This window comes from Methylobacterium iners (assembly GCF_022179305.1).
GTDB lineage: Bacteria > Pseudomonadota > Alphaproteobacteria > Rhizobiales > Beijerinckiaceae > Methylobacterium > Methylobacterium iners.
Window position 1 is genome coordinate 1 of the sequence record NZ_BPQP01000057.1, and the last position, 21694, is coordinate 21694.

Annotated in this window: 24 protein-coding genes and 1 pseudogene; 13 read left to right on the forward strand and 12 right to left on the reverse strand. The window is 65.2% G+C overall.

The window, feature by feature from the left end; genetic code table 11:
* Window positions 1-706 precede the first annotated feature (706 nt).
* The gene (locus tag MFF55_RS17265) at window positions 707-1891 is read left to right on the forward strand and encodes an OprO/OprP family phosphate-selective porin (RefSeq protein WP_238245343.1); all 1185 of its coding nucleotides are present in this window, start codon (window positions 707-709) and stop codon (window positions 1889-1891) included.
* A 28-nt stretch (window positions 1892-1919) separates the two neighbouring features.
* Here MFF55_RS17265 and MFF55_RS17270 read toward each other — a convergent pair whose 3' ends face one another.
* From MFF55_RS17270 to MFF55_RS17300, 7 genes are all read right to left on the reverse strand, one after another.
* Window positions 1920-4166, reverse strand: coding sequence for a xanthine dehydrogenase family protein molybdopterin-binding subunit (locus MFF55_RS17270; RefSeq protein ID WP_238245344.1), 2247 nt, complete (start codon window positions 4164-4166; stop codon window positions 1920-1922).
* Complete coding sequence (locus MFF55_RS17275) at window positions 4163-4660, reverse strand: (2Fe-2S)-binding protein (protein WP_238245345.1); 498 nt, start codon at window positions 4658-4660, stop codon at window positions 4163-4165. The genes MFF55_RS17270 and MFF55_RS17275 overlap by 4 nt, the downstream gene beginning before the upstream one ends.
* 11 nt (window positions 4661-4671) lie before the next feature.
* Window positions 4672-6009 carry a c-type cytochrome gene (locus MFF55_RS17280; protein WP_238245346.1) on the reverse strand — a complete coding sequence of 446 codons (1338 nt, stop codon included), beginning with the start codon at window positions 6007-6009 and terminating at the stop codon, window positions 4672-4674.
* A gap of 101 nt (window positions 6010-6110) precedes the next feature.
* Window positions 6111-7112 carry an SDR family oxidoreductase gene (locus MFF55_RS17285; protein ID WP_283206762.1) on the reverse strand — a complete coding sequence of 334 codons (1002 nt, stop codon included), beginning with the start codon at window positions 7110-7112 and terminating at the stop codon, window positions 6111-6113.
* 274 nt (window positions 7113-7386) lie between these two features.
* Window positions 7387-9180, reverse strand: coding sequence for a thiamine pyrophosphate-requiring protein (locus tag MFF55_RS17290; RefSeq protein WP_238245347.1), 1794 nt, complete (start codon window positions 9178-9180; stop codon window positions 7387-7389).
* Between the two features lie 158 nt (window positions 9181-9338).
* Window positions 9339-9560: a hypothetical protein gene (locus MFF55_RS17295; RefSeq protein WP_238245348.1), complete on the reverse strand. Its 222-nt coding sequence runs from the start codon at window positions 9558-9560 to the stop codon at window positions 9339-9341.
* Window positions 9561-9981: 421 nt separating this feature from the next.
* Complete coding sequence (locus MFF55_RS17300) at window positions 9982-10488, reverse strand: hypothetical protein (protein ID WP_238245349.1); 507 nt, start codon at window positions 10486-10488, stop codon at window positions 9982-9984.
* Window positions 10489-11008: 520 nt separating this feature from the next.
* Between MFF55_RS17300 and MFF55_RS17305 the strand changes: the two genes are divergently transcribed.
* The 3 genes from MFF55_RS17305 (at window position 11009) to MFF55_RS17315 (ending at window position 12570) form a co-directional block, all read left to right on the forward strand.
* Complete coding sequence (locus tag MFF55_RS17305) at window positions 11009-11704, forward strand: SH3 domain-containing protein (protein WP_238245350.1); 696 nt, start codon at window positions 11009-11011, stop codon at window positions 11702-11704.
* Window positions 11705-11840: 136 nt separating this feature from the next.
* Window positions 11841-12179 (forward strand): DUF3768 domain-containing protein, encoded by a 339-nt coding sequence (locus MFF55_RS17310; RefSeq protein ID WP_238245351.1) that lies wholly within the window; start codon window positions 11841-11843, stop codon window positions 12177-12179.
* 1 nt (window position 12180) lies between these two features.
* On the forward strand, window positions 12181-12570 hold the full coding sequence (locus MFF55_RS17315) for an XkdD/Y8K6 family phage-associated protein (protein WP_238245352.1): 390 nt from the start codon (window positions 12181-12183) through the stop codon (window positions 12568-12570).
* 41 nt (window positions 12571-12611) lie between these two features.
* Here MFF55_RS17315 and MFF55_RS17320 read toward each other — a convergent pair whose 3' ends face one another.
* A complete protein-coding gene (locus MFF55_RS17320; RefSeq protein ID WP_238245353.1) occupies window positions 12612-12875 on the reverse strand; it encodes a helix-turn-helix domain-containing protein in 264 nt (87 codons plus the stop codon).
* Between the two features lie 139 nt (window positions 12876-13014).
* On the opposite strand from MFF55_RS17320, the gene MFF55_RS17325 reads away from it, so the two are divergent.
* The 4 genes from MFF55_RS17325 (at window position 13015) to MFF55_RS17340 (ending at window position 15469) form a co-directional block, all read left to right on the forward strand.
* The gene (locus MFF55_RS17325; protein WP_238245354.1) at window positions 13015-13413 is read left to right on the forward strand and encodes a hypothetical protein; all 399 of its coding nucleotides are present in this window, start codon (window positions 13015-13017) and stop codon (window positions 13411-13413) included.
* Window positions 13414-13630: 217 nt separating this feature from the next.
* Window positions 13631-14050, forward strand: a complete 420-nt coding sequence (locus MFF55_RS17330; protein ID WP_238245355.1) for a hypothetical protein — start codon at window positions 13631-13633, stop codon at window positions 14048-14050.
* A 109-nt stretch (window positions 14051-14159) separates the two neighbouring features.
* Window positions 14160-14639, forward strand: coding sequence for a DUF6508 domain-containing protein (locus MFF55_RS17335; protein ID WP_238245356.1), 480 nt, complete (start codon window positions 14160-14162; stop codon window positions 14637-14639).
* A gap of 191 nt (window positions 14640-14830) precedes the next feature.
* The gene (locus tag MFF55_RS17340; RefSeq protein ID WP_238245357.1) at window positions 14831-15469 is read left to right on the forward strand and encodes a hypothetical protein; all 639 of its coding nucleotides are present in this window, start codon (window positions 14831-14833) and stop codon (window positions 15467-15469) included.
* Between the two features lie 39 nt (window positions 15470-15508).
* Here MFF55_RS17340 and MFF55_RS17345 read toward each other — a convergent pair whose 3' ends face one another.
* Window positions 15509-16501: a hypothetical protein gene (locus MFF55_RS17345; RefSeq protein ID WP_238245358.1), complete on the reverse strand. Its 993-nt coding sequence runs from the start codon at window positions 16499-16501 to the stop codon at window positions 15509-15511.
* Between the two features lie 198 nt (window positions 16502-16699).
* Here MFF55_RS17345 and MFF55_RS17350 point away from each other — a divergent pair, with 198 nt between their 5' ends.
* Together MFF55_RS17350 and MFF55_RS17355 are read left to right on the forward strand one after the other, a co-directional pair.
* Window positions 16700-17338: a recombinase family protein gene (locus MFF55_RS17350; RefSeq protein ID WP_238245359.1), complete on the forward strand. Its 639-nt coding sequence runs from the start codon at window positions 16700-16702 to the stop codon at window positions 17336-17338.
* A gap of 84 nt (window positions 17339-17422) precedes the next feature.
* Window positions 17423-17617: pseudogene (locus MFF55_RS17355) on the forward strand (YdeI/OmpD-associated family protein); the annotation flags it as partial.
* 108 nt (window positions 17618-17725) lie between these two features.
* Here the strand turns inward: MFF55_RS17355 and MFF55_RS17360 are convergent.
* Complete coding sequence (locus MFF55_RS17360; RefSeq protein ID WP_238245397.1) at window positions 17726-19405, reverse strand: methyl-accepting chemotaxis protein; 1680 nt, start codon at window positions 19403-19405, stop codon at window positions 17726-17728.
* A 390-nt stretch (window positions 19406-19795) separates the two neighbouring features.
* On the opposite strand from MFF55_RS17360, the gene MFF55_RS17365 reads away from it, so the two are divergent.
* Window positions 19796-20047, forward strand: a complete 252-nt coding sequence (locus MFF55_RS17365) for a pilus assembly protein PilZ (RefSeq protein WP_238245360.1) — start codon at window positions 19796-19798, stop codon at window positions 20045-20047.
* Window positions 20048-20098: 51 nt separating this feature from the next.
* Here the strand turns inward: MFF55_RS17365 and MFF55_RS17370 are convergent, their stop codons facing one another.
* Window positions 20099-20494 (reverse strand): helix-turn-helix domain-containing protein, encoded by a 396-nt coding sequence (locus MFF55_RS17370; RefSeq protein ID WP_238245361.1) that lies wholly within the window; start codon window positions 20492-20494, stop codon window positions 20099-20101.
* A 294-nt stretch (window positions 20495-20788) separates the two neighbouring features.
* Between MFF55_RS17370 and MFF55_RS17375 the strand changes: the two genes are divergently transcribed.
* Window positions 20789-20974: a hypothetical protein gene (locus MFF55_RS17375; RefSeq protein ID WP_238245362.1), complete on the forward strand. Its 186-nt coding sequence runs from the start codon at window positions 20789-20791 to the stop codon at window positions 20972-20974.
* Window positions 20975-21004: 30 nt separating this feature from the next.
* Entirely contained in the window at window positions 21005-21262 is a 258-nt protein-coding gene (locus tag MFF55_RS17380) for a DUF6894 family protein (RefSeq protein ID WP_238245363.1), read from the forward strand.
* A gap of 105 nt (window positions 21263-21367) precedes the next feature.
* On the opposite strand, the gene MFF55_RS17385 is transcribed toward MFF55_RS17380, so the two are convergent.
* Window positions 21368-21664: a hypothetical protein gene (locus MFF55_RS17385; RefSeq protein WP_238245364.1), complete on the reverse strand. Its 297-nt coding sequence runs from the start codon at window positions 21662-21664 to the stop codon at window positions 21368-21370.
* Window positions 21665-21694: the final 30 nt, after the last annotated feature.

Consider the following 21694-nt stretch of genomic DNA (forward strand, 5'->3'; position numbering starts at 1 on the left):
AGCAAAGCTGTGTCCGATCCCAAATACCCGTCACTCGGGGGCCGTCCAGCGCTCGGCTAGACCGGACCATGATGCTATCCTTTTAGCCCGACCGGAGTGGGCATGCCCGGCCTCCACCCATTCTGGTCGTAGGTTCCTGGTTCACCGAGCTTGGAAGCGGACCTTCCGAGGGTCTGCCAAGGGTGGAGGCTGTGTGAAAACGCAAAGGTTGTAGAAGGATCTTTTCTCGATCAACCTGGGCAGTCCCGAAGCAGGCACGATTGATTTCGGCGGAACCGCCCCCAGCGATGCCTGAATGTCTGAAACGTAGAAGAATGTTCTACGATTTCGAAACGTGCTTACGTTTTCACACAGCCTCGGTGGAAAGGGGAACTGGGCCCAACGCCCAGAAGCGGAAGTTCAGCTTTCGACCCAATCTTGCCGGAGAACCCGGTTCGCGCTGTTCTCGAAAGCGGTCGTTCGCAGGCCGAACATGACGACCTGGGGCTAACTAGAGTGTCGCCCATTGGCCTCAGCGGTAGAGGAATACCCGCCGAGCACCTCCGCGACCTGTGACTTCGCTGGTGCGATGGGCGATGGTTAGCAGGCCATGAAACGCCCTCCTGTTAGATGCGCCCGGCCGCTCGCCAGGGTTGTAATCGGCCTCTGTGCGCTGGCAAGCTTGGCATTCCCTAGCCTTGCAGCTGATACGGGAGCCCTGCACGCCGTGCCGCGCTTCGTCCAGGCGGAAGGCAGCGTCACAGGCGCCACCCTCGACGAGCGGGGCATCACCTTCAAGTCGGCCGACGAGGCAGTGAAGCTGCGCATCGGCGGCCGCCTGCAGCTCGATCCGGCCTTCGGCGCTACCAACCCGCGGATCGCCGATGCCTTCGGCTCCAACATCGAGGTCCGGCGCGCCTGGATCGAGTCCTACCTCACGATCAACGATGCGGTCGAACTCGCCTTCCAGTACGACCTGAATACCGACAGGACGCCGATCCAAGACGCGGCCATCGGCTACCGCGGCATCAAAGGGCTGGTCGTCACGCTCGGCAACTTCAAGGAGCCGTTCAGCCTCCAGCAGCTGATCAGCGACAACAACACCACCTTTGTCGAGCGCGCGCTGCCCGACGCCCTGGTGCCAGCCCGCAACACAGGGCTCGCCGTCGCAGCCTACGGCGAGCGCTGGACGCTGACGGGCGGCGTCTTCGGCGGCAACATCAACACCGGCGTCGAACTCGGCGGCATCGCCGGAACCGTACGCGCCACCTACGCGCCGATCCTGAGTGAGACCGAGGTGCTCCACCTCGGCACGGCTGGCAGCTTTCGCTCCTACGACCAGAGCGACCGCAGCCTCTCCTTCTCCTCGAAGCCAGAGGCGTTCGTCTTCCAGACCAGCCTGATCAACACGGGCAGCATCCGCAACGCGGGCGATCTCGCCCGGTTCGGCATCGAGGCGGCCTACCAGAACGGCCCATTTCGCCTGCAAGGCGAGTACATCCGGGCCGAGGCAGGGCGCCAGGGCCTTCTGCCCGGCGCCAGCTTCGAGGGCGGCTACGTCGAGGGTGCCTGGGTCTTCAACGGTAAGGGGCGCCCGTATCAGCTCAAGACCAACTACGGCGCCGATCTCGCCATCTTCAAAGGCGTTCAGGTCGGTGAGGAGCAGCGGGTGAGCCGTGGTGGCACCGGCGTGTTCGAGCTTGCCGGCCGCTTCAGCTTCCTCGATCTCAAGGATGGCGGGATCAACGGTGGTGTCGAGCGCAACTGGACGGCGGGCGTGAACTGGTATCCTGACAAGAACATCCGCCTGATGGCCAACTACATCCGCGCCCACGCCCAGGGCTCGCCTGCCCTGGGCCGCAGGGACGTTGAGGCCGATATCGCCGAGTTCCGGCTGCAGCTCTACTGGTAGCCCGCCATTACGCTGAGCTTCGGCCCGTCTACACGCCCAGTGCCGCCTTGACCCTGGTCTGGGTGAACGGCACCTCGCGAAGGCGGATGCCGACGGCGTAGGCCACGGCGTTGGCGAGGGCCGCCGCGGTCGGTCCCTGCGCCGCCTCACCCGTGCCGAGGAAGGGCTCCCCAGGGCGCTCGACGAGGTGGACCTCGACGCGCTCCGGCACCGAGGCGAAGCGCAGGATCGGGTAGGTGCTCCAGTCGCGGCTCGTAATCTGGTTCTCCGCGAAGGTGGCCTGCTCGTAGAGCGTCCAGCTCGCCGATTGCAGGATGCCGCCCTCGATCTGGTTGCGTATGCCGTCGGGGCTGACGACCTGGCCGGCATCCACTGCCGCGACCGCCCGCACCAGCCGCACGCGTCCCGTCTCACGCTCGACCTCCACCTCGCAGGCGATCGCCGCGTAGGCGCCGAGGTTCTTGTAGCGCGCGAAGGCGAAACCGCTGCCGCGTCCCTCCCGTTGCCGATCACCGGGCCAACCGAAGCGTTCGGCCGCCGTCATGATCACCTCGCGGGCGCGCCTGTCCTCCATGTGCTTGAGGCGGAACGCGACAGGGTCAGTGTTAGCCGCCGCCGCGAGCTCGTCGAGAAAACTCTCGATCGAGAACACGTTCATATAGGCGCCGAGCGAGCGCAGGGCGGAGACGCGCAGCGGCATCTCGGGCACGAAGTGATGCACGACCCGGGCCCGCGGCAGGGCGTAGAGCGGGATGGCGTTGCGATCGCCCCCACCCTCCGGCTGCGGGATCGGCTTGGGTTCTGGCGGAGGGAAGGGCTGGGCCAAGTGTCGGGCCGGCAGGAGCTGCCCGGCGCCGGGTGGACGGGTCAGGTGGGTGTTGCTGCGCACCGTGTAGGCCCAGTCGACGATCCGGCCCTCGGCATCGAGCGCGGCGCGCATCCGGGTCAGCATGGCGGGACCGTAGGGCTCCCAGAGATGCTCGTCCTCGCGCATCCATTGCACGCGGATTGGGCGTCCGGGCAGCGCGCGGGCGACGAGTGCCGCGTCGGCGGCCACGTCATCCGCCCCGTTATGGCCGTAGCAGCCCGCTCCCTCGGTGTGGATGCAGCGCACCTGCTCGGGCGGCATGCCCAGCATCTCGGCGAGCGCCGCACGCAGGGGATAAACGCCCTGGGAATGGGTCCAGACCGTCATCGTCCCGTCCTGCAGCCAGGCGACGGCGCAGGAGGGACCGATCGAACCGTGGAGCTGGTAGTGGCGGCGGTAGGCCGCCTCCAGTGTCCGGACCCCCGGACCCGCGCTTTCCTGCCTGTCGAGGATGACGTGCTCGTCGGCGCGCAGCGCTTCGAGATGAGCGAAGATCTCCGGTTGCGGCGGCAGTGTGGTGGGGTTGTTCCAGCGCGCCCCAGCGGCGAGCGCCCGGCCCGCGACCACAGCTTGGAACTCGCGTTCCGCCACGACGGCGAGGAAGAGGCCGTCGCGCACGACTCGAACGGCCCCAGGCATGCGCTCGACGGCACCCGCCTCGAGCGCGATCAGGCGCGCGGCGTCCGATGGCGGGCGCACGATGCGGGCGTGGAGCATGCCGGGCAAGCGCAGGTCGTGGACGTAGGCTGCGGCGCCCATCAGCTTAGCAGGGATGTCGACGCGCGGCAGATCCCTGCCGATGACTCTGTGCGTGCTTGGGTCCTTGAGCCTGGAATGGGGCTGCGCCTGCACGTGCAGCTCGTGGCCGGACACGAGCGCGCCGTAGGGCAGACGAGTTTCACCCGCCAGTACCGCCCCCTCCCCCGTTCTGAGCCCGTCGGCAGGCAGCCCGAGGCGGGCGGCAGCGAGGCCGATCAGGATCTCGCGCACCTGCGCCGCCGCATGCATGATCGCGGTGCCGCTCTCCTGCATGGAATGGCTGCCGGCGGTGAAGCCCTCGTTGGGCGTGCCGTGGGTGTCGGCCGTGACGAGGCGTATAAGACTAGGGTCGACATCGAGCTGCTCGGCCGCGACCTGGATCAGGGCGGTCTTGATCCCCTGGCCCAGTTCCGCCTTGCCCGTGAAGACGGTGATGCCGCCCTCCGCCGCGATCCGGATCCAGGCATCGAGCATGGGCTCCTTGGCAAGGTCACCCGGCAAGCCGGGCACCTTCACCGGCCCGGCGGCGCTCTCGACGCCCTGGGCGAGAAGGTCGTAGGGGCGCATCAGGGAGAAGCTGAGGAAGAGCGCGCCGCCGGCCTTGAGCAGGTTGCGGCGGGACACGTCCTGCGACGTGCAGGCGGTCACGGGCGTGTCCCTTCGATGGTACCGACGTAGCTCGGCACTGCGCCCTCCCGCGCAGCGCGGCGGATAGCAGCGAGAATGCGCATATGGGTGCCGCATCGGCAGAGCTGCGGGTCCATGGCAGCGCGGATCTCGGCCTCGGAGGGGTCGGGCCTCGCCTGGAGCAGCGCATGCGCCCGCATGATCATGCCCGGAATGCAGTAGCCGCATTGCGCGGCCTGCTCAGCAATGAAGGCTTTTTGGACCTGTCCCGGTTCCTCGGGCGTGCCGAGACCTTCCAGCGTCGTGATCCGGCGCCCCGGCAGAACGCTAATGGGTGTGAGGCAGGAGAACGCCGCCTTGCCGTCGACGAGGACGGTGCAGGCCCCGCACTGGCCGAGCCCGCAGCCGAACTTGGCCCCGTTGAGCGCGAGGTGATCGCGCAGCACGTAGAGGAGCGGCGTCGCCGGGTCAGCATCGACCGTGTGCTCATACCCGTTGACGGAGATCCGGATCATCGCGCTCCCTCTCAGCCGCCGCGCCTGAGATCGGGCGTGCTCTCGACCTGCGCTCCACCCAGGGACCCTGAGGTCGGCGGGATGTCCTCCCGGACCTCCCGCACTTTGCGTTCCAGGTCCGTCCAGGGCGGCGCGTCGCTGAAGCGGGCCCGCAGATAGTCCAGGAGGTCAGCGACCTGCCCATCGGTGAGCATCTCGGCATAGCCTGGCATGATGGCGCCGGCCGCGCCCTCCGGCGGGCGGATGCCCCTCAGCACCGCCTGGATCACGTTGCGCGGATCGGGCCCGAACAGGGTGGTGTGGTAGGCGAGCGAGTTCACCGTGTAGGGCACCTGCCCGCCGCTCGCGTGGCAGGTGGCGCAGGCTCCCGCATAGATGCGCTCGCCCGCGGCGAGGCGCGGGTCGGGCGCCGCGTCGGGCCGCGCGGCGATGGCCTCGGTGCGCCCGAGACGCTCGCCCGAGGGCGGACCCATAAGCGCGGTGAGATAGGTCGCCATCGCCCGCACCTCGCTCTCGCCGACCTGCGAGAGGTTATGGCTCACGGGTGCCATCGGACCGACCGCGCCGCCGTGCTTCGGGTCCCAGTCGCGCAGGTAGTTGAACAGGCTCGCCTCGGTCCAGGGCACGCTTGCGGGGGAGGAGGCGTTCAGCGGCGGACCCCACCAGTTCTCGGCTTCGCCGCCGTTGTAGTGCTCGCTCGCGATCTCTGCGCCCAGGCGGTTGCGCGGGGTGTGGCAGGCTCCGCAATGACCCAAGCCCTCAGCAAGGTAGGCGCCTCGGTTCCACTCAACACTTCGCGCTGGATCGGGCCGGTACGAACCCGCCTTGAGAAAGAGCAGCTTCCAGCCGGCGAGGAGCGGGCGCTGGTTCAGCGGGAAGGGCAGATCGGGCGGGGGTGCCTCGTGGCGCACCGCCCGCCGGGTCATCAGGAAGGCGTAGAGCGCCGCGAGATCCTCGTCGGTGACCCTGGCGTAATGATCGTAGGGGAAGGCCGGGTAGAGGTGGTTGCCCTCCCGGTCGACGCCCTCGCGCATGGACCGCACGAAGGCAGTCAGTGACCACTGGCCGATGCCCGTCTCGGGGTCGGGTGTGACGTTGGTGGCGTGGATCGTGCCGAAGGGCGTCGGAATGGGCTTCCCGCCCGCATAGGCTTTACCGCCCTCCTGTGTGTGGCAGGTATTGCAGTTGCCAATCAGGGCGAGGTCGCGGCCGCGTGCGACAAGGCTCGGATCGAAGGCCGTTACGGGCAACGCCGCAGGCGGAAGGGAGGGCTGCCACGCAAGGGCAGCGAATCCGGCAATCGCCACAAGCACCAGGGTTGCTAAGGCGAGGAGCCACCATCTCAGCATGGCCGCCGGCTCGGGATGAAGGCCGGCGAGAGCGTGCAGCGTGTCATGACCGGCCCTCGACAATCCCTAGCTCAAGGCCGATCATCGCCCTCGGTTCCGGCTCAGGGTTGGCCGCTTCCGCCAGCCGCACCATAGACCTGCCCGGTTGCGTAGCTCGCATCGGAGGCGGCGAGTTGCACGTAGATGGAGGCGAGTTCGACGGGCTGCCCGGGCCGGCCGAGCGGGGTCATGCCGCCGAATTTCTCAAGCTTCTCCTGCGTCGCCCCGCCGCTCACCTGCAATGGTGTCCAGATCGGACCCGGCGCGACGCCATTCACGCGGATGCCCTTCGGTGCGAGCTGCTTGGCCAGGGATCGTACGTAGTTCGTCGTCGCAGCCTTGGTCTGGGCGTAGTCGTACAAGTCGGCCGAGGGATCCGTCGCCTGTTCCGAGGTGGTGCCGATGATGCAAGCGCCAGGCTTCAGGTGCGGCAGGGCCGCCTTGATGATCCAGAACGGCGCGTAGACGTTGGTCTTCATCGTGGCGTCAAAATCCTCGGACGAGACATCCATGATCGACGCCCGGGCTTGCTGGCGCGCGGCGTTGCTCACCACGATGTCGAGGCCGCCGAGGGCTTGTACGGCCTCATCAACGAGGCGTCGGCAGAAGGCTTCGTCCTGGAGGTCACCCGGGACCGCCACGCCCTTGCGTCCCGCCTGCTGAATCAGCGCGATCACCTCGCGAGCATCGGGCTCCTCGGCCAGAAGGTAGTTGATGACAACGTCCGCGCCCTCCCGCGCAAAGGCGATGGCTGCCGCCCGCCCCATGCCAGAATCGCCGCCTGTGATCAGAGCCTTGCGGCCGGCAAGCCGGCCTGAACCGCGGTAGCTTTTCTCGCCATAATCCGGCTTGGGCTTCATGTCTCGGGAGAGACCTGGCCAGGGCTGGGATTGCCGCTCGAAGGGCGGCTTAGGATAGTTGGTCGTCGGGTCCACCAGGGGCTGCGCATTACCCGATGGTGCCTGGCCCTGCGCGCTGGCTGGTGTCACCGCAGCCATCGCGAGGCCTCCGCCGGCAGCGCCGACAAGTTGACGGCGGGACAGCGGGCCTTCGTTGTTGCTCATGTCGTGCTCCTTGTCTGTAGGCGAAACCCTGTGACGCGCCGCGTGCTGGCGCCGTGCACCGTCGGGAACCTGAGAGAACTCGGGACAGCGGGTTCTTCGTGCCTGATCGCAATCGAACCCCGGCCAGCCTGGCAGGCAGCTCGCCTGCGATAGGATCGGCGCGGTCGCGGCGACCGTCTTCCCCGGCTAACTGGGGTCGGTAGGGCATGTTCCGATGGTAGAAGCTGCCGCAGACACCGGAGCCGCATAGCTCGGGACGCTGACTGCCTTCACGTCAGCGTTGCGGGTCGCGACCGGGGACGAGTGTGCTGACCAGTTCCCGCGCCGTGTTGGTCAAAACGCTGCCGACATCCGGATCGCCCTTCAGCATCGCGCCCATGAACCCACGCGCCTGTTTCAAGGTGATGTGAGGCGGTAGCGGCGGAACGTTCGGGTCGGTGAGGATGTCGAGCACAAAGGGCCGGTCGGCCGACAGCGCCTGCTCCCAGGCCGGGCCGACCGCCTCGGGATCCTCCACGCGCAGTCCGTCGAGGCCAATCAGCTTGGCAAAGTCGGCATAGGGGACGTCGGGCAGCGACTGGCTCGCCTCGAACTTCGGATCGCCTGCCTGGATCCGCTCCTCCCACGTCACATAAGCGAGATCACGGTTGTTAAGCGCCATCACAATCAGCCGCGGATCGGACCAGCGCCGCCAGTACTTGGCGATCGTGATGAGCTCGGTCAGGCCATTCATCTGCATGGCGCCATCACCCGCGAGCGCGATCACCACGCGGTCGGGATGCGCGAACTTGGCCGCGACCGCGTAGGGCACGGCACATCCCATCGTGGCAAGCGTGCCCGAGACCGAGCCCATCATGCCACGCCGAAACTTCAGGTTTCGGGCGTACCACACGGAGGTCGTGCCGCTGTCGGCCGCGACGATCGCACTCTCGGGCAATCGCTGCGACAGCTCATGCGCGACCCGCTGCGGATTGATCGGGTCGGCTGGCGTCATGGCGAGCGCGTGGGCCTCCTCCCAGGATTGCGCCACATTCCGCTCAATGCGCTCGCGCCAGGCGTGGTCGCTCCGCGCCTCAAGGAGCGGGAGCAGAGCGCGTAGGCTTGCCGCTGCATCGCCGACGAGGTTGACCTCCATCGGGTAGCGCAGGCCGAGCATCTCGGCCTTGATGTCGATCTGCACGCCCCGGGCTTGACCGACCTTGGGCAGGAACTCCGTGTAGGGAAAGCCCGACCCGACCATCAGGAGCGTGTCGCAGCCCTGCATCATGTCCCAGCTCGCCTTGGTCCCGAGCAGGCCGATCGAGCCGGTGCAGACGGGCAGGTCGTCCGGCACCGCGGCCTTGCCCAGCAGCGCCTTGGCGATGCCCGCACCGAGGCGCTCTGCCGCCGCTACAACCTCATCGGTGGCGCCAAGGGCCCCTGCGCCGACCAGCAACGCGACCCGCTCCCCCGCGTTCAGCACCGCCGCGGCCCGCTCCAGGGCGGCTCGATCGGGCACCACGGGCGAGACCTCGAAGCCGATGCCCGAATGGGTCATGCCGTGCTCGCGCGGCGGCATCTCCATTGGCAGCTGCTGGAGGTCATTGGGCACGATCACCACCGTGACCCGACGCTCCGCCTTGGCAATCCGGTAGGCGCGGTCGATCAGATGGGGGACCTGGGCCGGCACGAAGGCGGTCTCGACATAGGCCCCTACGTCCTTGAATAGGCTCTGCAGGTCGACGTCCTGCTGATAGTTCGAGCCCAGAGCCGAGCGGGTCTGCTGGCCCACCAGCGCCAGCACGGGCTGGTGGTCGAGTTTGGCGTCGTAGAGGCCGTTGAGGAGGTGGATCGCCCCAGGCCCCTGGGTCGAAAGGCAGATGCCGACCTCGCCCGTAAACTTAGCGTGTCCGACCGCCATCAGCCCGGCCATCTCCTCGTGCCGGACCTGCACGAAGTCGATGGCGCCCTTCGTCCGCGCAAGCGCACCCATGAGCCCGCCGATCCCGTCGCCGGGATATCCGAAGACGCGCCGGACGCCCCAGGCCCGAAGGCGAGACCAGATGAAATCGGCGACGGTTTCAGCCATGGCGATCTCCGCGCGACTGGATCTCAATGGAAGCAAAGGCTTCCAGAGGGATCGGTTCCGGCTTGGCGTCTCAGGATCTTCGTCGCCACGAATGGACCTCGGCCGCCCTTAGACCCTCCGTCGGAGGCCAGCTGTCGAGCGCCTAGGTGCGGGTAGCCTCAAACGCTCAGACTGTAGATGAGGATGCGGTCGAGCCCCCAGACGATGAACATCGGCTGGGCGGAGCCGTCGATGACCTCACACAGGGTTCTCAATGCGGTCGGCCAAGCCTGCACAGGTCCAAGCGGGGTGTCGCTCCACTCACGGGCGAGCGTCACCTTCTTGGGGAGGGGCACGGAGGAATGTGGAAGGGTCGACAGCACTTCGGTGCTCATAGGCATGAAAATTCCGCAGTGACGGGGATGTTTCCTCTTCACGCGAGCCGGTTGGCCACGGGCGCTGAAACTCCCGCTTAGTACCCGACAGTGCGCTGATGGTTTGGCTGCCTGAAGGTGTCTGCTCCTAGCTGCGACGCGAGCGGTCAAGGCCTCAGCCCGGAAGGTCCGGAATGATCATCGGCGAAGCTATCGTCCGCTCCGCCTGTTAGCCGTCCCGAAGCGGACCGGCAGAAATCCACCCACTCCGGTCATACGCCCCCGTGCTATCAGGCTGCCCAGAAGCAGACGTTCTGAAAGTCCGAGAAGGGTCGAACCCGGACCCTGGCCTTTCGCTCCGAAGCCGACGTTCCGCCTCCGACCCAGTTTGCCCACATGGCATGGTCAACGCCGCTCCCGAAAACGAACGTCCCCAGGGTCGATGAAGCTACTTGACCGAAGGTGGCGGGGGTTTCGCTTCGGAGGCTGAAACACAGCCGCCGCACGCATCAGCAATCCAACTGTCTCCCTGGTCGCCCCGGCGGCCCCAGACATCGATCTTCGCGCCCCCATGGCCCTCCAAAATAAAGCGCGTGGACCAGATACCCCATAGTTCCACTAGCTCATCGCTGACGGTGACCGTAGGTCCGGCTCTGAGCGTCAGTTGAGGGATGATGGCTTGATCCGTCACTTTGCCGATCATCACCATGCAGAGGTCGCCGTGACACCCGGTCTCGATGCGCAGCAGCAGGGGACCGCCCTCGCGCCAGAACCGATCACCCTTGATCCTAACTGCGGCGAGTGCCGCTTCGGCGTCTCTCGGCCTCTCGGAGCGCATCAGCGCCGCAACACGGCCCTTCAGTACGTCTGGCAATGGGTCCTCGATACGAAAACGTGCCCCCTGCGCGGAGGCCACGCCCATCACGGTCAGGCTTAGCGCCGTCGCGAGGAACATTGATCGGTACCAAGACATCACAACTTGCAGCCTCGCACCCGGAGAGCACCACGTCCGCTTCCTGCCCACCGCGCCGTAAAGCGGATGATCGCAAATCGCCTCAACTCGATCGTACTTTCTCGTTCCACTAAGCAGATTGAATGCGGACCTGCCCAGGGCCTGCTGAGGGTCGACACCGGACGGCCGGCTCCGCACAGCTAAACGTCAGCTATCGGGCGACGAGCCAGCTTCCGCTTCTGGCGCAAAGCAGCCGTGGCATGCGGCGCTCAGCTGCCATTTACTAGGAATTTAGTCTTGACATGGGTTGTCGTTTCGGCCATGTTGATGCGGTCGATTGGTGATGTGGCAAAGTCAGCCGGCACCGCTCAGCACACGCAGCGAGGAGAGGCACCATGCCCTGGCGATCACCACCATACCGGCCCGAGCCGCTACGGCGCTCAGATAAGCCCGCCCTCCTCACCAACACCTCCGCCAAAGGCCCCCGCTCCGGGGGCCTTCTTCGTTTCAGGAGCACCTCTTCATGACCGCACACGCCTCCGCAGCCCTCGTCACTGAGACACCCCTGGCGCCACAAAGCCCCGCCCTGATCCTGTTCGGCCACGACGACGGGGGCCGACCCCGCGCCGCTTGGTTCGGGGCGAACGACGTCGCCGCCGCCAGGGCTGCAGCCAGCCTGATGAACTTACGGGCCTTGCCGCTCGATGCAGCGCATCAAGCTCTCGCCGGCGAGCTTGCCGCCGGTCGGGTGTTCACGAGCGGGCGGGCCTTCGTGCCTTACGTGCGCAAGGACCTCTACCGCCGCCTCGTCGAGGTCGCCGGTGGCAGTGCCGGCCTCAGCCTCGCCGAGGTGCCGGCCACTGCGATCAGTGAGCTCATGCAAGCTGCTGAGCCAGGAGCAGCCGGGGACGAGCCCGCCGCGCAGACCCCGCAGGCGGGGACACCGAAGCCAAGTGACATCCCATCTGCAAAGAGCAGCACGACGCCGCGTTCGGGTGAGCGCAGCTTCGTCGGGGCGCCCATCCCGCAGGGCCGCGACGAGATTGGGCTCGGCAGCATCGTGCTCGCGCAGGAGAGCCCGGACGGCGGCTGGTGGGAGGCGGAGGTGATCGGCCTCAACGGCCGGGTGTTCTCGCTGCGCTGGCGAGACTACCCCACGCAACCAACCATCCTGCGCAAGGCCGGTGAGCTTGCGCTGCTGCCGCCCGGCGAGGCCTGAGTCGCCGCGCGTTCGCTGCCGCGCCCGGGCCAGGTCACGTCACCGGCTCGGGCGTGCCGGCACCGCCGTACGGCGCTCAGCAGGCCGGCATAGCCGCTGCCGTCCCTCCCTTCCTTTCAGATCCCCGAGGTTTTTCATGACCACCGACATCGTCGATGTGGGTCGCATCGCTGCGCTCAACGACATCCTGCGCCGGACCCTGTGCGGCGGCACGCTCGTGCTCTCCGCCGGCCTGATCGCGCTCGGCCGCGCCCGCCAGCAGATCATCCTCGAGGCCATCGCCGCCTACGAGGGGTTCACGCCCGACAACGACCCGTACGGCGAGCACGACTTCGGCGCGCTCGAGGTCGCGGGCGAGCGGGTGTTCTTCAAGATCGACTACTTCGACGCCTCGCTCAGCTGCGCTTCGCCCGACCCGGCCGACACGGGCGTCACGGCGCGCGTGCTCACCGTCATGCTGGCGGGCGAGTACTGACATGGCCGGGCGCAGACTGTCTGCTGCCGACGTGCCCACCCCCGGACCCTGGCTGGTGCGCGGCGAAGCCGAGCCCGGCGCGTCGGCGGTCGCGCTGATGCGCGGTGTGCCGCCGGCCGCCAACGATCGGCCGGGCGGCTGGCCCTACTTCATCCGCCGCGATGTGCCCATCGAGCCCGGCGGGTCGAGCCAGCACATCGCCTCGGGCATCCAGCGGCTGGCCGACGCCCGGCTGATCGCCGCTGCGCCCGATCTCGCCGCGACGCTGCTGCACGTGATGACGACGCCAGACCTCATGAGGTCGGGTCTGGACACGCGCACGCAGGAGGCGGTGACCAGCGCATGGCATCTGCTCGTCCGAGTCGCACCCCACCTCGAGATCGGGCCATGAGGCCGCGCCCCAGCCCCACCCTGCCGCACGGCCAGGTGGCCTCACGTCTTCGCACGTCGCCCGGCCCGCAGCGGTGCAGGCTTGGGTGTCGCCGCGTCGGGCTCGACCAGCAGCGCGGCCACCGGCACCGACAGCGCACGTGCCATCGCCTCAAGCGTGGTGATCGTCACGTTCTCCGAGCCGCGCTCCACCCGGCCGACATAGGCCCGGTCGATGGCAGCCGCGAGCGCCAGCCGCTCCTGCGAGAGGCCCTGCTCGACCCGCAGCCGCCGCAGGTTCCAGCCGATAATCGCGCGCACGTCCATCGCGCGAGTGGGCCCGATCCGCGGCTTGACAATCGACGGACCAACAGTCCCCCATTACGGCAACTCACGGACGCTCAACCCGCTGTCGGCAGCCGCACGGCAGCACGCGTCGAGACCAACACACCAGAGGGAGATCAGCATGGATGAGACGGGTGACGGCGTGATCGTGATGATCCTCGCGCTTTGGGTGGTCGCTGCCGTAGCTGGCTGGGACTTGGCCAAGCGCAAGGGCCTGAACAAGCGGCGCTGGGCAGCCACCTGCCTCTTCTTCCCACCTGCCTTGATCGGGCTGGCGCTGACAAAGTCGCAGCAGCGGCCGGGCGAGACGGAGGCCTTCCGCAACCGCTGGACCTCGCTGGCCGCCTACGATCCTGAGATCAAGGCGGCCGTGGAGCGCTTATCGGCCCTTGGACCGCCTGCCGTCGCGCAGTTCCGGCTGTCCTGGGGCGACGTGCAGAACAAGGAGGCCATTCCGCTCATCGTGGCCGACATCGAGCAGCGCTGGGCGGCGGGCGAGCACTTCAAGGGGCTGCGCTGAGGCCGGGATTGACCGGCCCGTACGCGCCCGGCGCTCGGCACGTGACAACGCTCGCGCCACACCGCCCGCTGGGGTCCTGCCGCACAGAGCAAGGGGAGCCTTGGTCGCCGCGCGACTGCCTCCCTTCGTCAGCCGGCCCCACGATCGGCATCCGTCTCCTCCGGCGCAACCCAGCGCGGGCGCAAGCCGGCCCAATTGGCCTACGAAGGATCAGACTATGACGTCGAACAACACCGCGAGATGTTTGGCTATCGGCTTTCTGTCGTGGAACTGTGTTGCCTGCCAAAGCTCCGACGTCAGTTGTTCTGACCCGTCGGTTCTCAAAACGGTGAACCAAGTTCTGATGGATGAGATCAGATGCGAAGTTTTCGTCGCGTCCCTGTTCGATCTGGCGAACAGCAAGTTCGAGATCGGTGCGATCCGCACGCAATCGACCAATCCGAAGCTTGCGCTCTGCGCAGCCACTGTAACCCCTCTCTTCAAGAGAGTTGGCAGCAGTGGAAGTTCGCAAGAATTCGCCGATGGCAGCAACTTCCTTGCTAACAGTGCGCTGAAGAAGATGGCTGGAGAGATAGCCTACAAGGCGGAAATCACCGACGATAGTAAGCAGTACATGGTCAATGTGAGCTGGCGGTGACGCTACCCAGCTCGCTCTGGAGCTCTCGGTGATTACCTCGCAAGAGTTCGGTTGGTGACGGGCTGATCGAGGCCTGGCGCATCTGAGCGCACGAGCAGTGGAGAGGGTCATGGAGGAGACGCCGGAGCGCCGAAGCGCAAGGCTTGCCGCCATCGTTCGATACATCCCGACGTTTGCCGATCCCGCGGTCCCGGTGGGCATGTGGCACCAGCCTGAGTCCAAGCCCGGTTGCATCGAGGCGGCATGGTTCGCCATGGACGAGACGGCCGCGCGGTTTGTCGCCGATTGCTATGACCATGGCTGGGTAGTGGCCGAGTCCGATTGGGCTGGGTGGGCACAAACCGAGCGAGCTAAGGCGTTGCGGGACGATCCGGCCGTGCTCGCGTCGGCTACCGAGCAGGAACTTGCCCAACTGCTCACGGTCGTGATCCGCCAGGACCGCTTCTGCGAGGGTTCGGTTGCAGGAGCCTTCGAGAGCGGGATGATCCTTGGTGTTCTCAGGCGCCTAGAGCAGCTTACACTCACAAGCTGGTCAAATCCGGTTGTATTTTCCAATATCATCAAGCGATTTCGCGTTTTAGTAAACTAATTTCGTGTTTGCACACCACTGTTTGCATGAAAGGCTCCACAAACAGGGCGCGGTACTTGGCGCAAGACTGCATGTCTACGGACGTGCATATGTTTTGCTGTGTCGAAATAGAGCCGATTAAGCACGCCGGCTCACATGAGCATGGCAGCTAGAGAGCTTCCCCCATTCCCCATTGTTCCAGGGAGACCCCTATGGAAGGCAACATTCCCCAGGCAGCCTTAAGCCGCAGTAATCTGATCCACCAGCTGATTGGCGGCTATGGCCAGATCGCGATAGACCACGTGGCCGAAGGCTGGTCCCCCTACCTCCTCGTCCTCAAGTTTCGCCACCTCGGCGGTCGCCGGGATGCGGTCATCGCCCAGATGCACAGTGAAGCGACGCGGGCCTACGAATGGATCCTCACCCGGGTGTGGAAGCGCCCCTATGCGGCAAGCCGCCGGGCACTGCTGCCCTGCTGGATCTTCGCCCCCGATGTGCCGGTCGCGAAGCGAGCAAAAGTGAACGTTCGTGAGCTCATTCCTAATGGCGGACTGCACATGCAGGGTGTGGCGGTCATGCCGCCGGGCAGTCGCCTGCGCGAGGGCTTGGACGTCCATCTGGCACGAGAGGGGCTGCGCTATTGCCCGCGCGGCGGTCCCCTGATCTCGCTGCACGCCACCCCGATCACAAGCAACCTCGACTACGTGCACCGCTATAACTTCAAGGCCGTTCCGCGTGGTCGGGCTAGCTTTGAGGACATTCTCCAGCTTCCCAAATCCGCCAGTGAGCGGTGCAGCAAACCGCGGCGGGCTGCGGATCCATGGGTGTCACGTGTTTTTGAGCAAGATTGAGAGGGGCGGGAGTGTTGCAGCCACTCCCGCCCTCGTCCGTCAGTGCATTATCTGCTTGGAACGTGCCGACGGCCATTGAAACGCGTGCTTCACTCGCAGCCGCACCCATTCCTCTGGATCGTTAGCCTCATCCAAGCCCTTGCCCTCGATCCGCAGCACCATCCGCTCTCCTTGTTTCAGCCCCAACAGCCGCGCCTTCATCTTCGGCGACACTTCAAGCGAGACCGTTGGTCGACCCTTCGGATCGCGCCCTTGATTCAGCATCAGGGCTTCCCCCGCTGCAGTGCTCGCGCCGCCCATCTGCAGATCGTCATCAGGGTCGACTTCGATGTCACTGTCACCCCTCTCCTCGCGCTGCTCGTTCGGATCGCCCTCCAGACCGTCTAGGCTCCAGTCCTTGGCGGGTGTTTTCGAGGCCTTGCCTCCGAGATGCACGGGCTTGCCATTGACGAGAAAGTCCGGCTCGGGCCCCTTCGACGGACTGCGGATCCGCTTCGGCTTGGCAGCCTCGGTCTCGACGCTGATTTCGTACAGCTTTTCAATGCCGCCATCCGCCTTAATCTGTGTCGCCACGATGTGAGCCGGCATACCCATCCGCATGTAACCATTGAGACCCGCTGCGTACTTTCCGGTCCGCTTGCGCGCCGTGACGCTGGTGGCGTTGAACACGTAATTCATCACGTGCCGCAGCACTTTCTCCTGCTGTTTCGAGGCTTTGAACTGGCGCTTGCCGGTCTTGAAGAAGGGTAGGCTGTAGAATTCCTTGAATGCTTTGGGGTCCATGCTGAGATGACGTGCTATCGCGTAGCCGTACTGCAATCCGTTATATAGTTCATCGCGAAAGCTGACGTGAAGTTGCTGCAGTTGCTCGGCACATTCGAACAAGGCCGCCATCGGGTTCCGGGCTACACGCCGCTGCAGCTTGCTCACGTCCGGTGGAAAGTCGCCTTTGTGGCTGTAAGGATGTTCAAGATTTTTGACTGTCATCCACTCATCGTTTTCGTCGTGATCAGACTTCTGATTCTTGCTCATCGTTGTTGGTCCCTCTCTGGTCGTTTGCGCGCGAAAGTCTCGTAACGAGACTTTGAAGCATGATGATCAGTGGCTGGTTGCTTTGATGTGACTGCTGTGGTCTCCCGCTGTTGATGAGAGACCCTACCGCCCCCTAGTCTGTCGCGGACTAGCGGCTCGGAATTGTCCGGGCGCAGTCAGGACGAGGGGACGTGGCGCGTGCGAACAGCCTACGTTGGGTTCTATTGGACGCTGCCGGTGAACTGGGCTGACTTCCGACGCTTACCGAGCGATGTTGAAGGCGCAGCCCAGGCCAGCCGGACTATCCGCTACCAGCGCGAGCGGGTCCGACAATGGGTCAAAGAGGACGCGGTCAGCCTTGTCGGCGAAATTGCCTTCATGGACGTGCGCACCGATCGGGCCACCGAAGCGGTTCGAGAGGCTCTCATCGCGACTCGGCGCGTCTGTGTTCGGCGAAAGGCGAAGCTCGTCTACGTTCGGTTCGAGGAGCAAAACCTTTGGCGTAGCAATCCCTACCTCCGCCGCCACGCTGAAGAATTTGGCCTCGAGTTGGTGGCGTTGTCACCTGACCCGCTCACCATCGACGGACGCCGCTTCGATCCGGCGGAGCACTTCAAGCGGTGGCGTACGGCGGATAAGGAGCAAATGGGCGAGCTGCGCCGAGAAGCGTACCAGGGTTTGGAGCAGGCGCTGTCAGTTTTCCCAGAGGGCGCCGGCCGCTGGCAGGCCATCGCAGAGCGTCTAAACGGCGATGGGATCAGGAGCCTGAAGGGCAGCACCTGGACGCCGGAAAACGTGCGCAAGGTGGTCAACCGACATCACAACGTATTTGCTTGAACAACTTAACCGGCCGGGCCAGCAAGATCGCCGTGCGAAGTGCAGGTCGTGACATCCGCCTGTCAGGCACTGCTTGGAGGGTTCGTGGCCCCCGCTTTCCTGCATGGAACTGTCCATGAGGTCGAGGAAGACGTTCAAGCGGCCCTTCAATCAGACCCAAAGCTCCTCGAGCTTTGGGAGGCACTGACGCCGCTCGGCCAAAACGAGTTCCTCTGCTGTATCAAAGACGCAAAGCAGACCGCGACGCGCCGACGTCGCATCGCACGGACCTGTGACGAACTCCTCGAAGGGAAGAAGCGGCCATGCTGCTGGGCAGGCTGCATTCACCGCAAGGCATCGTCCTTGCCGGCTCGCAGCGGCAGGATGTGGATGTCTCCCATTCTACCCTCACGCAGCGCGAACGTTGGTAAGGAAGCTCGTGACCGCGTCGCTCAGGTGTTCGGACTGCCGAGAGAGTTCGGAGGCCGAGGACAAGACCTGGCTGGCAGCTGCGCCTGTCTCTTTGACAGCACTGGCCACGCCACCGATGTTCGTCGTAACCTGGCTCGTGCCGACTGCTGCTTGGGAGACGTTGCGCACGATCTCCTGCATGGCCGCACCCTGCTCCTCGACAGCCGCCGCGATGGTGGTGGCCACGCCACTGATCTCCTGGATCCGCGCCGTGATGCTGCCGATCGCGTTGACTGCCTGACTGGTCGAGCCTTGAATGCGGGCGATCTGGCTGCTGATCTCGTCGGTGGCCTTGGCCGTCTGGCTCGCAAGCTCCTTGACCTCGGTGGCGACAACGGCGAAGCCACGACCGGCTTCGCCCGCCCGGGCGGCCTCAATCGTCGCATTCAGTGCAAGCAGGTTGGTCTGGCCCGCGATCATCGAGATCATCGACACCACGTCGCCGATTTTCGACACAGCGCCGCTGAGCTCCTGCACGAGAGCCGCCGTATGATCGGCTTCTGCGACCGCCTTCTGCGCCAGGCTGGCTGAGCCATTCACCTGCCTACCAATCTCCTGGACCGACGAACCCAGCTCCTCAGCGGCGGTAGCCACCGTGTTGACGTTGGCCGCAGCGATCTCAGCTGCGGCGGCAACCGTTGTTGACTGACGCGCGGTCTGGTCCGCTGTGCCGGCCATGCCTTGCGCTGTGGCCTGTAGGTCGGTGGCCGACGCTGTCACCGTCTCGACGATGCTGCCGACAGCGCGCTCGAAGCCGTCGGCCATCTCGCGCATCGCTGATTTGCGCTGCGCCTCAGCCCCGGCACGAGCAAGCACTGTTTGCTCTTCCAATAGGCGGCTGCGGATCATGCTGTCCTTGAACACCTGCACGGCCGCCGCCATGGCGCCCAACTCGTCACGTCTCTGCGTGCTCGGGATAGCCGTTGAGGCGTTGCCTTCCGCCAAGTTGTCCATGGCGGCTGTCATGTCTTGCAGCGGACGAGCGATCCGGAGGTAGCTGAACGCGACCGCCGCAGCTGCCACCAGCCCAGCGACGGCAAGCGTGACCCAGGTCAGGGTACGAGCTTTGGCATCGGCCAAACTGGCGGCAAGGGCGGCTGCTACAGCACCTTTTCGGCTGAGTTCGGCAGCCTCGGAAAGCACTCCGGCGGCAGCCTCATAGTTCGCCTTGGAGTCGCCCTGAAAGATCTCACGACCATCGTCGTGCCGCGCCTGCTCAATGAGTGCGACGATCCTGCCCCAGACTTCGCCGTTGGTTGTCCATTTCGCACGGAAGCTGTCGGCGAGGCTCCGCTCCTCGGGCGAGCTAATCAGCGACTGGTATTGTGTGAGAAGCTGTTGGAGATGAACGCTCACATCCGCCAGCTGTTTGAGGGCGGCAGCACGATCTCGTTCCGTCTCAGCACTCAGGTACCGGTAGCTGCGAACGCGTGCATCGGTGATCGTGGTTTGCATCTGGCGCACGACATCGACGGACGGCATCCAAGACGTGGTGATGTCGGCCACCTTCTCCCGGATGGTGCCCAACGACACTAGCCCGGCTATCCCTTGGCCAGCCGAGACGAGCGCCAGCAGAATGAACGATCCGATGAGAGCAGCTTTGATCGAAAATCGCATCTGAATGGCTGCCGCAAGCGCGCGAGAACGATAATCTTTGAGCAAGCCGTAATATTTTATAAGCGTTAAAGCATAATTAGCCTGGAGCCGATTTCGGTTAGGTTCCCGACGCATGACCGCTTAGCCCGCCCAGTCGCCAGCTCGCGCTGCATTGATCGACAGCCTCGCCGATAGCGGTGACCCGCTGCTGTACGATGTAGGGCTGATATTGTTGGCCCTGACGCCGGTTTCCCGGGCGAATTCGCCAACTGTTCGGAAGCGCGCGTCCCCAGTCAATTTCGCGTGCGAGCCGCTGTCATTGGCATCCGGGAAGCGCCGCGAGCCCAATTTTTGGCCGCAATTAACCTATGCTTGCCAGTGTCTTTGGCCGTGATGGCCCGAGGCTGGACCGTGGACGCGAACTTGCGGAAGTTTCCACGGCAGAACGCCTTCAAGATCGGCGTCATCCGCATCGACAACTGCTCTCCCGACATCGAATGCCTGATCTGGGACGATTCTGAAGCTGGAGCGCGGATCGAGCCGATTGGTGAGGATGCAGTCCCAGACGAGTTCGAGCTTTTTCTCGACGATCTGCAGGCTCGGCGCTCGTGCCGCGTGATCTGGCGGCAGGGCCGGAAAATCGGCGTGGTCTTTACAGTGTGAGGAGCGCACGTCACGTGGCCTGATCCAGACGTCGGTGGCACCTAGTCCGCCTCACTTACTGCCCTCAAGCGGGCTAGCAGAGATCCGCGCCGCGCTACGCACGACGACGAGGACGTCGCGCCGAACCGCGGCGTCCTCAATGGTGGCGAAAGCCTGCAGCAGCTCCACGGCGCCGGTCGTACCGAGGAAGGCGAAAGCCTCGCTCGTATCGCCCTCGGGATCATCGTCATCGAACAGCATTGAGACGGGGATGCCGAGAGCGCGGGCGAGCCCCCGCAGTCGACTGGCGCTGACGCGGTTTCGGCCCTTCTCATACTTTTGGACCTGCTGGAAGCTGACGCCGATGGCAGTGGCGAGCGTGGTCTGGCTGATGCCTTTGCTCTCGCGGAGCGCCCGAATGCGCTGGCCCACGGTGCGATCGACGTCGGTGGCAGATATCGTTGGCATGGCAGCTCCTCGCGATGACCGGCTGAAACACCGGAGCTGCCAAAACGGCCCACCGTCATCGTCGAGGACGTCGCGAGCCGCACCGCTTGGCTCAGGCGTTCAAACCGGCGGGAGAGCTCCATTGCCGACATCAGTGCCTGAGCCGGCGCATCGCCGGTGTCGCCAACTGCATCCTTCACCTCGCCAATGCTGACCGTGTTTGCCCGGCCGCCTCGATGAGCGCCGGGCTTTTCAGTCTGTTTGCCCTAGATCTCTTGTTGGCACGAGCTTGGTGCTGAGCAGGAGGATTGCCGCATGGGCTTCGTGTCAGCCACGGTGAAGAACGAGGGTACGATCGCCAAAACCGCGGGCAAGCCGATGCAGGCGAACCCCTATCCGGCAGGCTCGCAGGAGAGCGCGGATTGGCTGGAGGGCTTCACGTTTGACGAGGCGGCGATGAACGTCGATCACGAGGACGCAACCGACGCCAACCGCTCCTGACGGCACGTTGCGCGGTAAGGATGTCGGCCTGTGCCTTGCTACTTCTTCAACGCGCACATCGACGGCGACATCATCCCTGATCAGGGCGGTATGGAGCTTCGTGATGTGATCCAAGCGTTGGAGGTTGGCCGGGATACCGTTCAAGCGATGATGCAGGACCCCACCAATCAGGTGACGCTCCTGTCTGCCACTCTGGTTGTCACGAACGATGCGGGCGAGGTGGTGGGCGAGTTCCCCTTCGCGGATGCCTTCAAGTTATTGCCACGCCCGGCTCAGAATGAGCGTTAGCAGGTCCAGAACCGCTTATCGCGGCCAGGGACCGCTCTTTGCCGCTTGTGAGTTTGGCTGCGGATGCAAACGGCGCGGACGAGCGTCCTCCGGATGCAATCCGTCTCAGACACCATGCGCCCCATCGTGCTGTCCGTCCGCTCTTTCACGGGCGTCGAGCCGATCGACGGCGGCGATACCATCGTGGTGCGGTTCAAGGCGCCCGATGGTCCGGAGATATCCCTCCTCGTCCCAAAACATGCCCTCGCGAACTTTCGACTTCTTCTTGACGATGGGCCGTAGCGCCTCGCCGAACCGCTTTTCGGCCCCGTCGTAACCGACGGCGATCGTACCGGCGATAGGAGCGTCACGGTGCGGCTCGTGGCGCTCTTGCTGGCGAGCGGCGAAGACGTTCCCTAACATAAGGTAAGAAGTCGATCGAACAAACCCGCT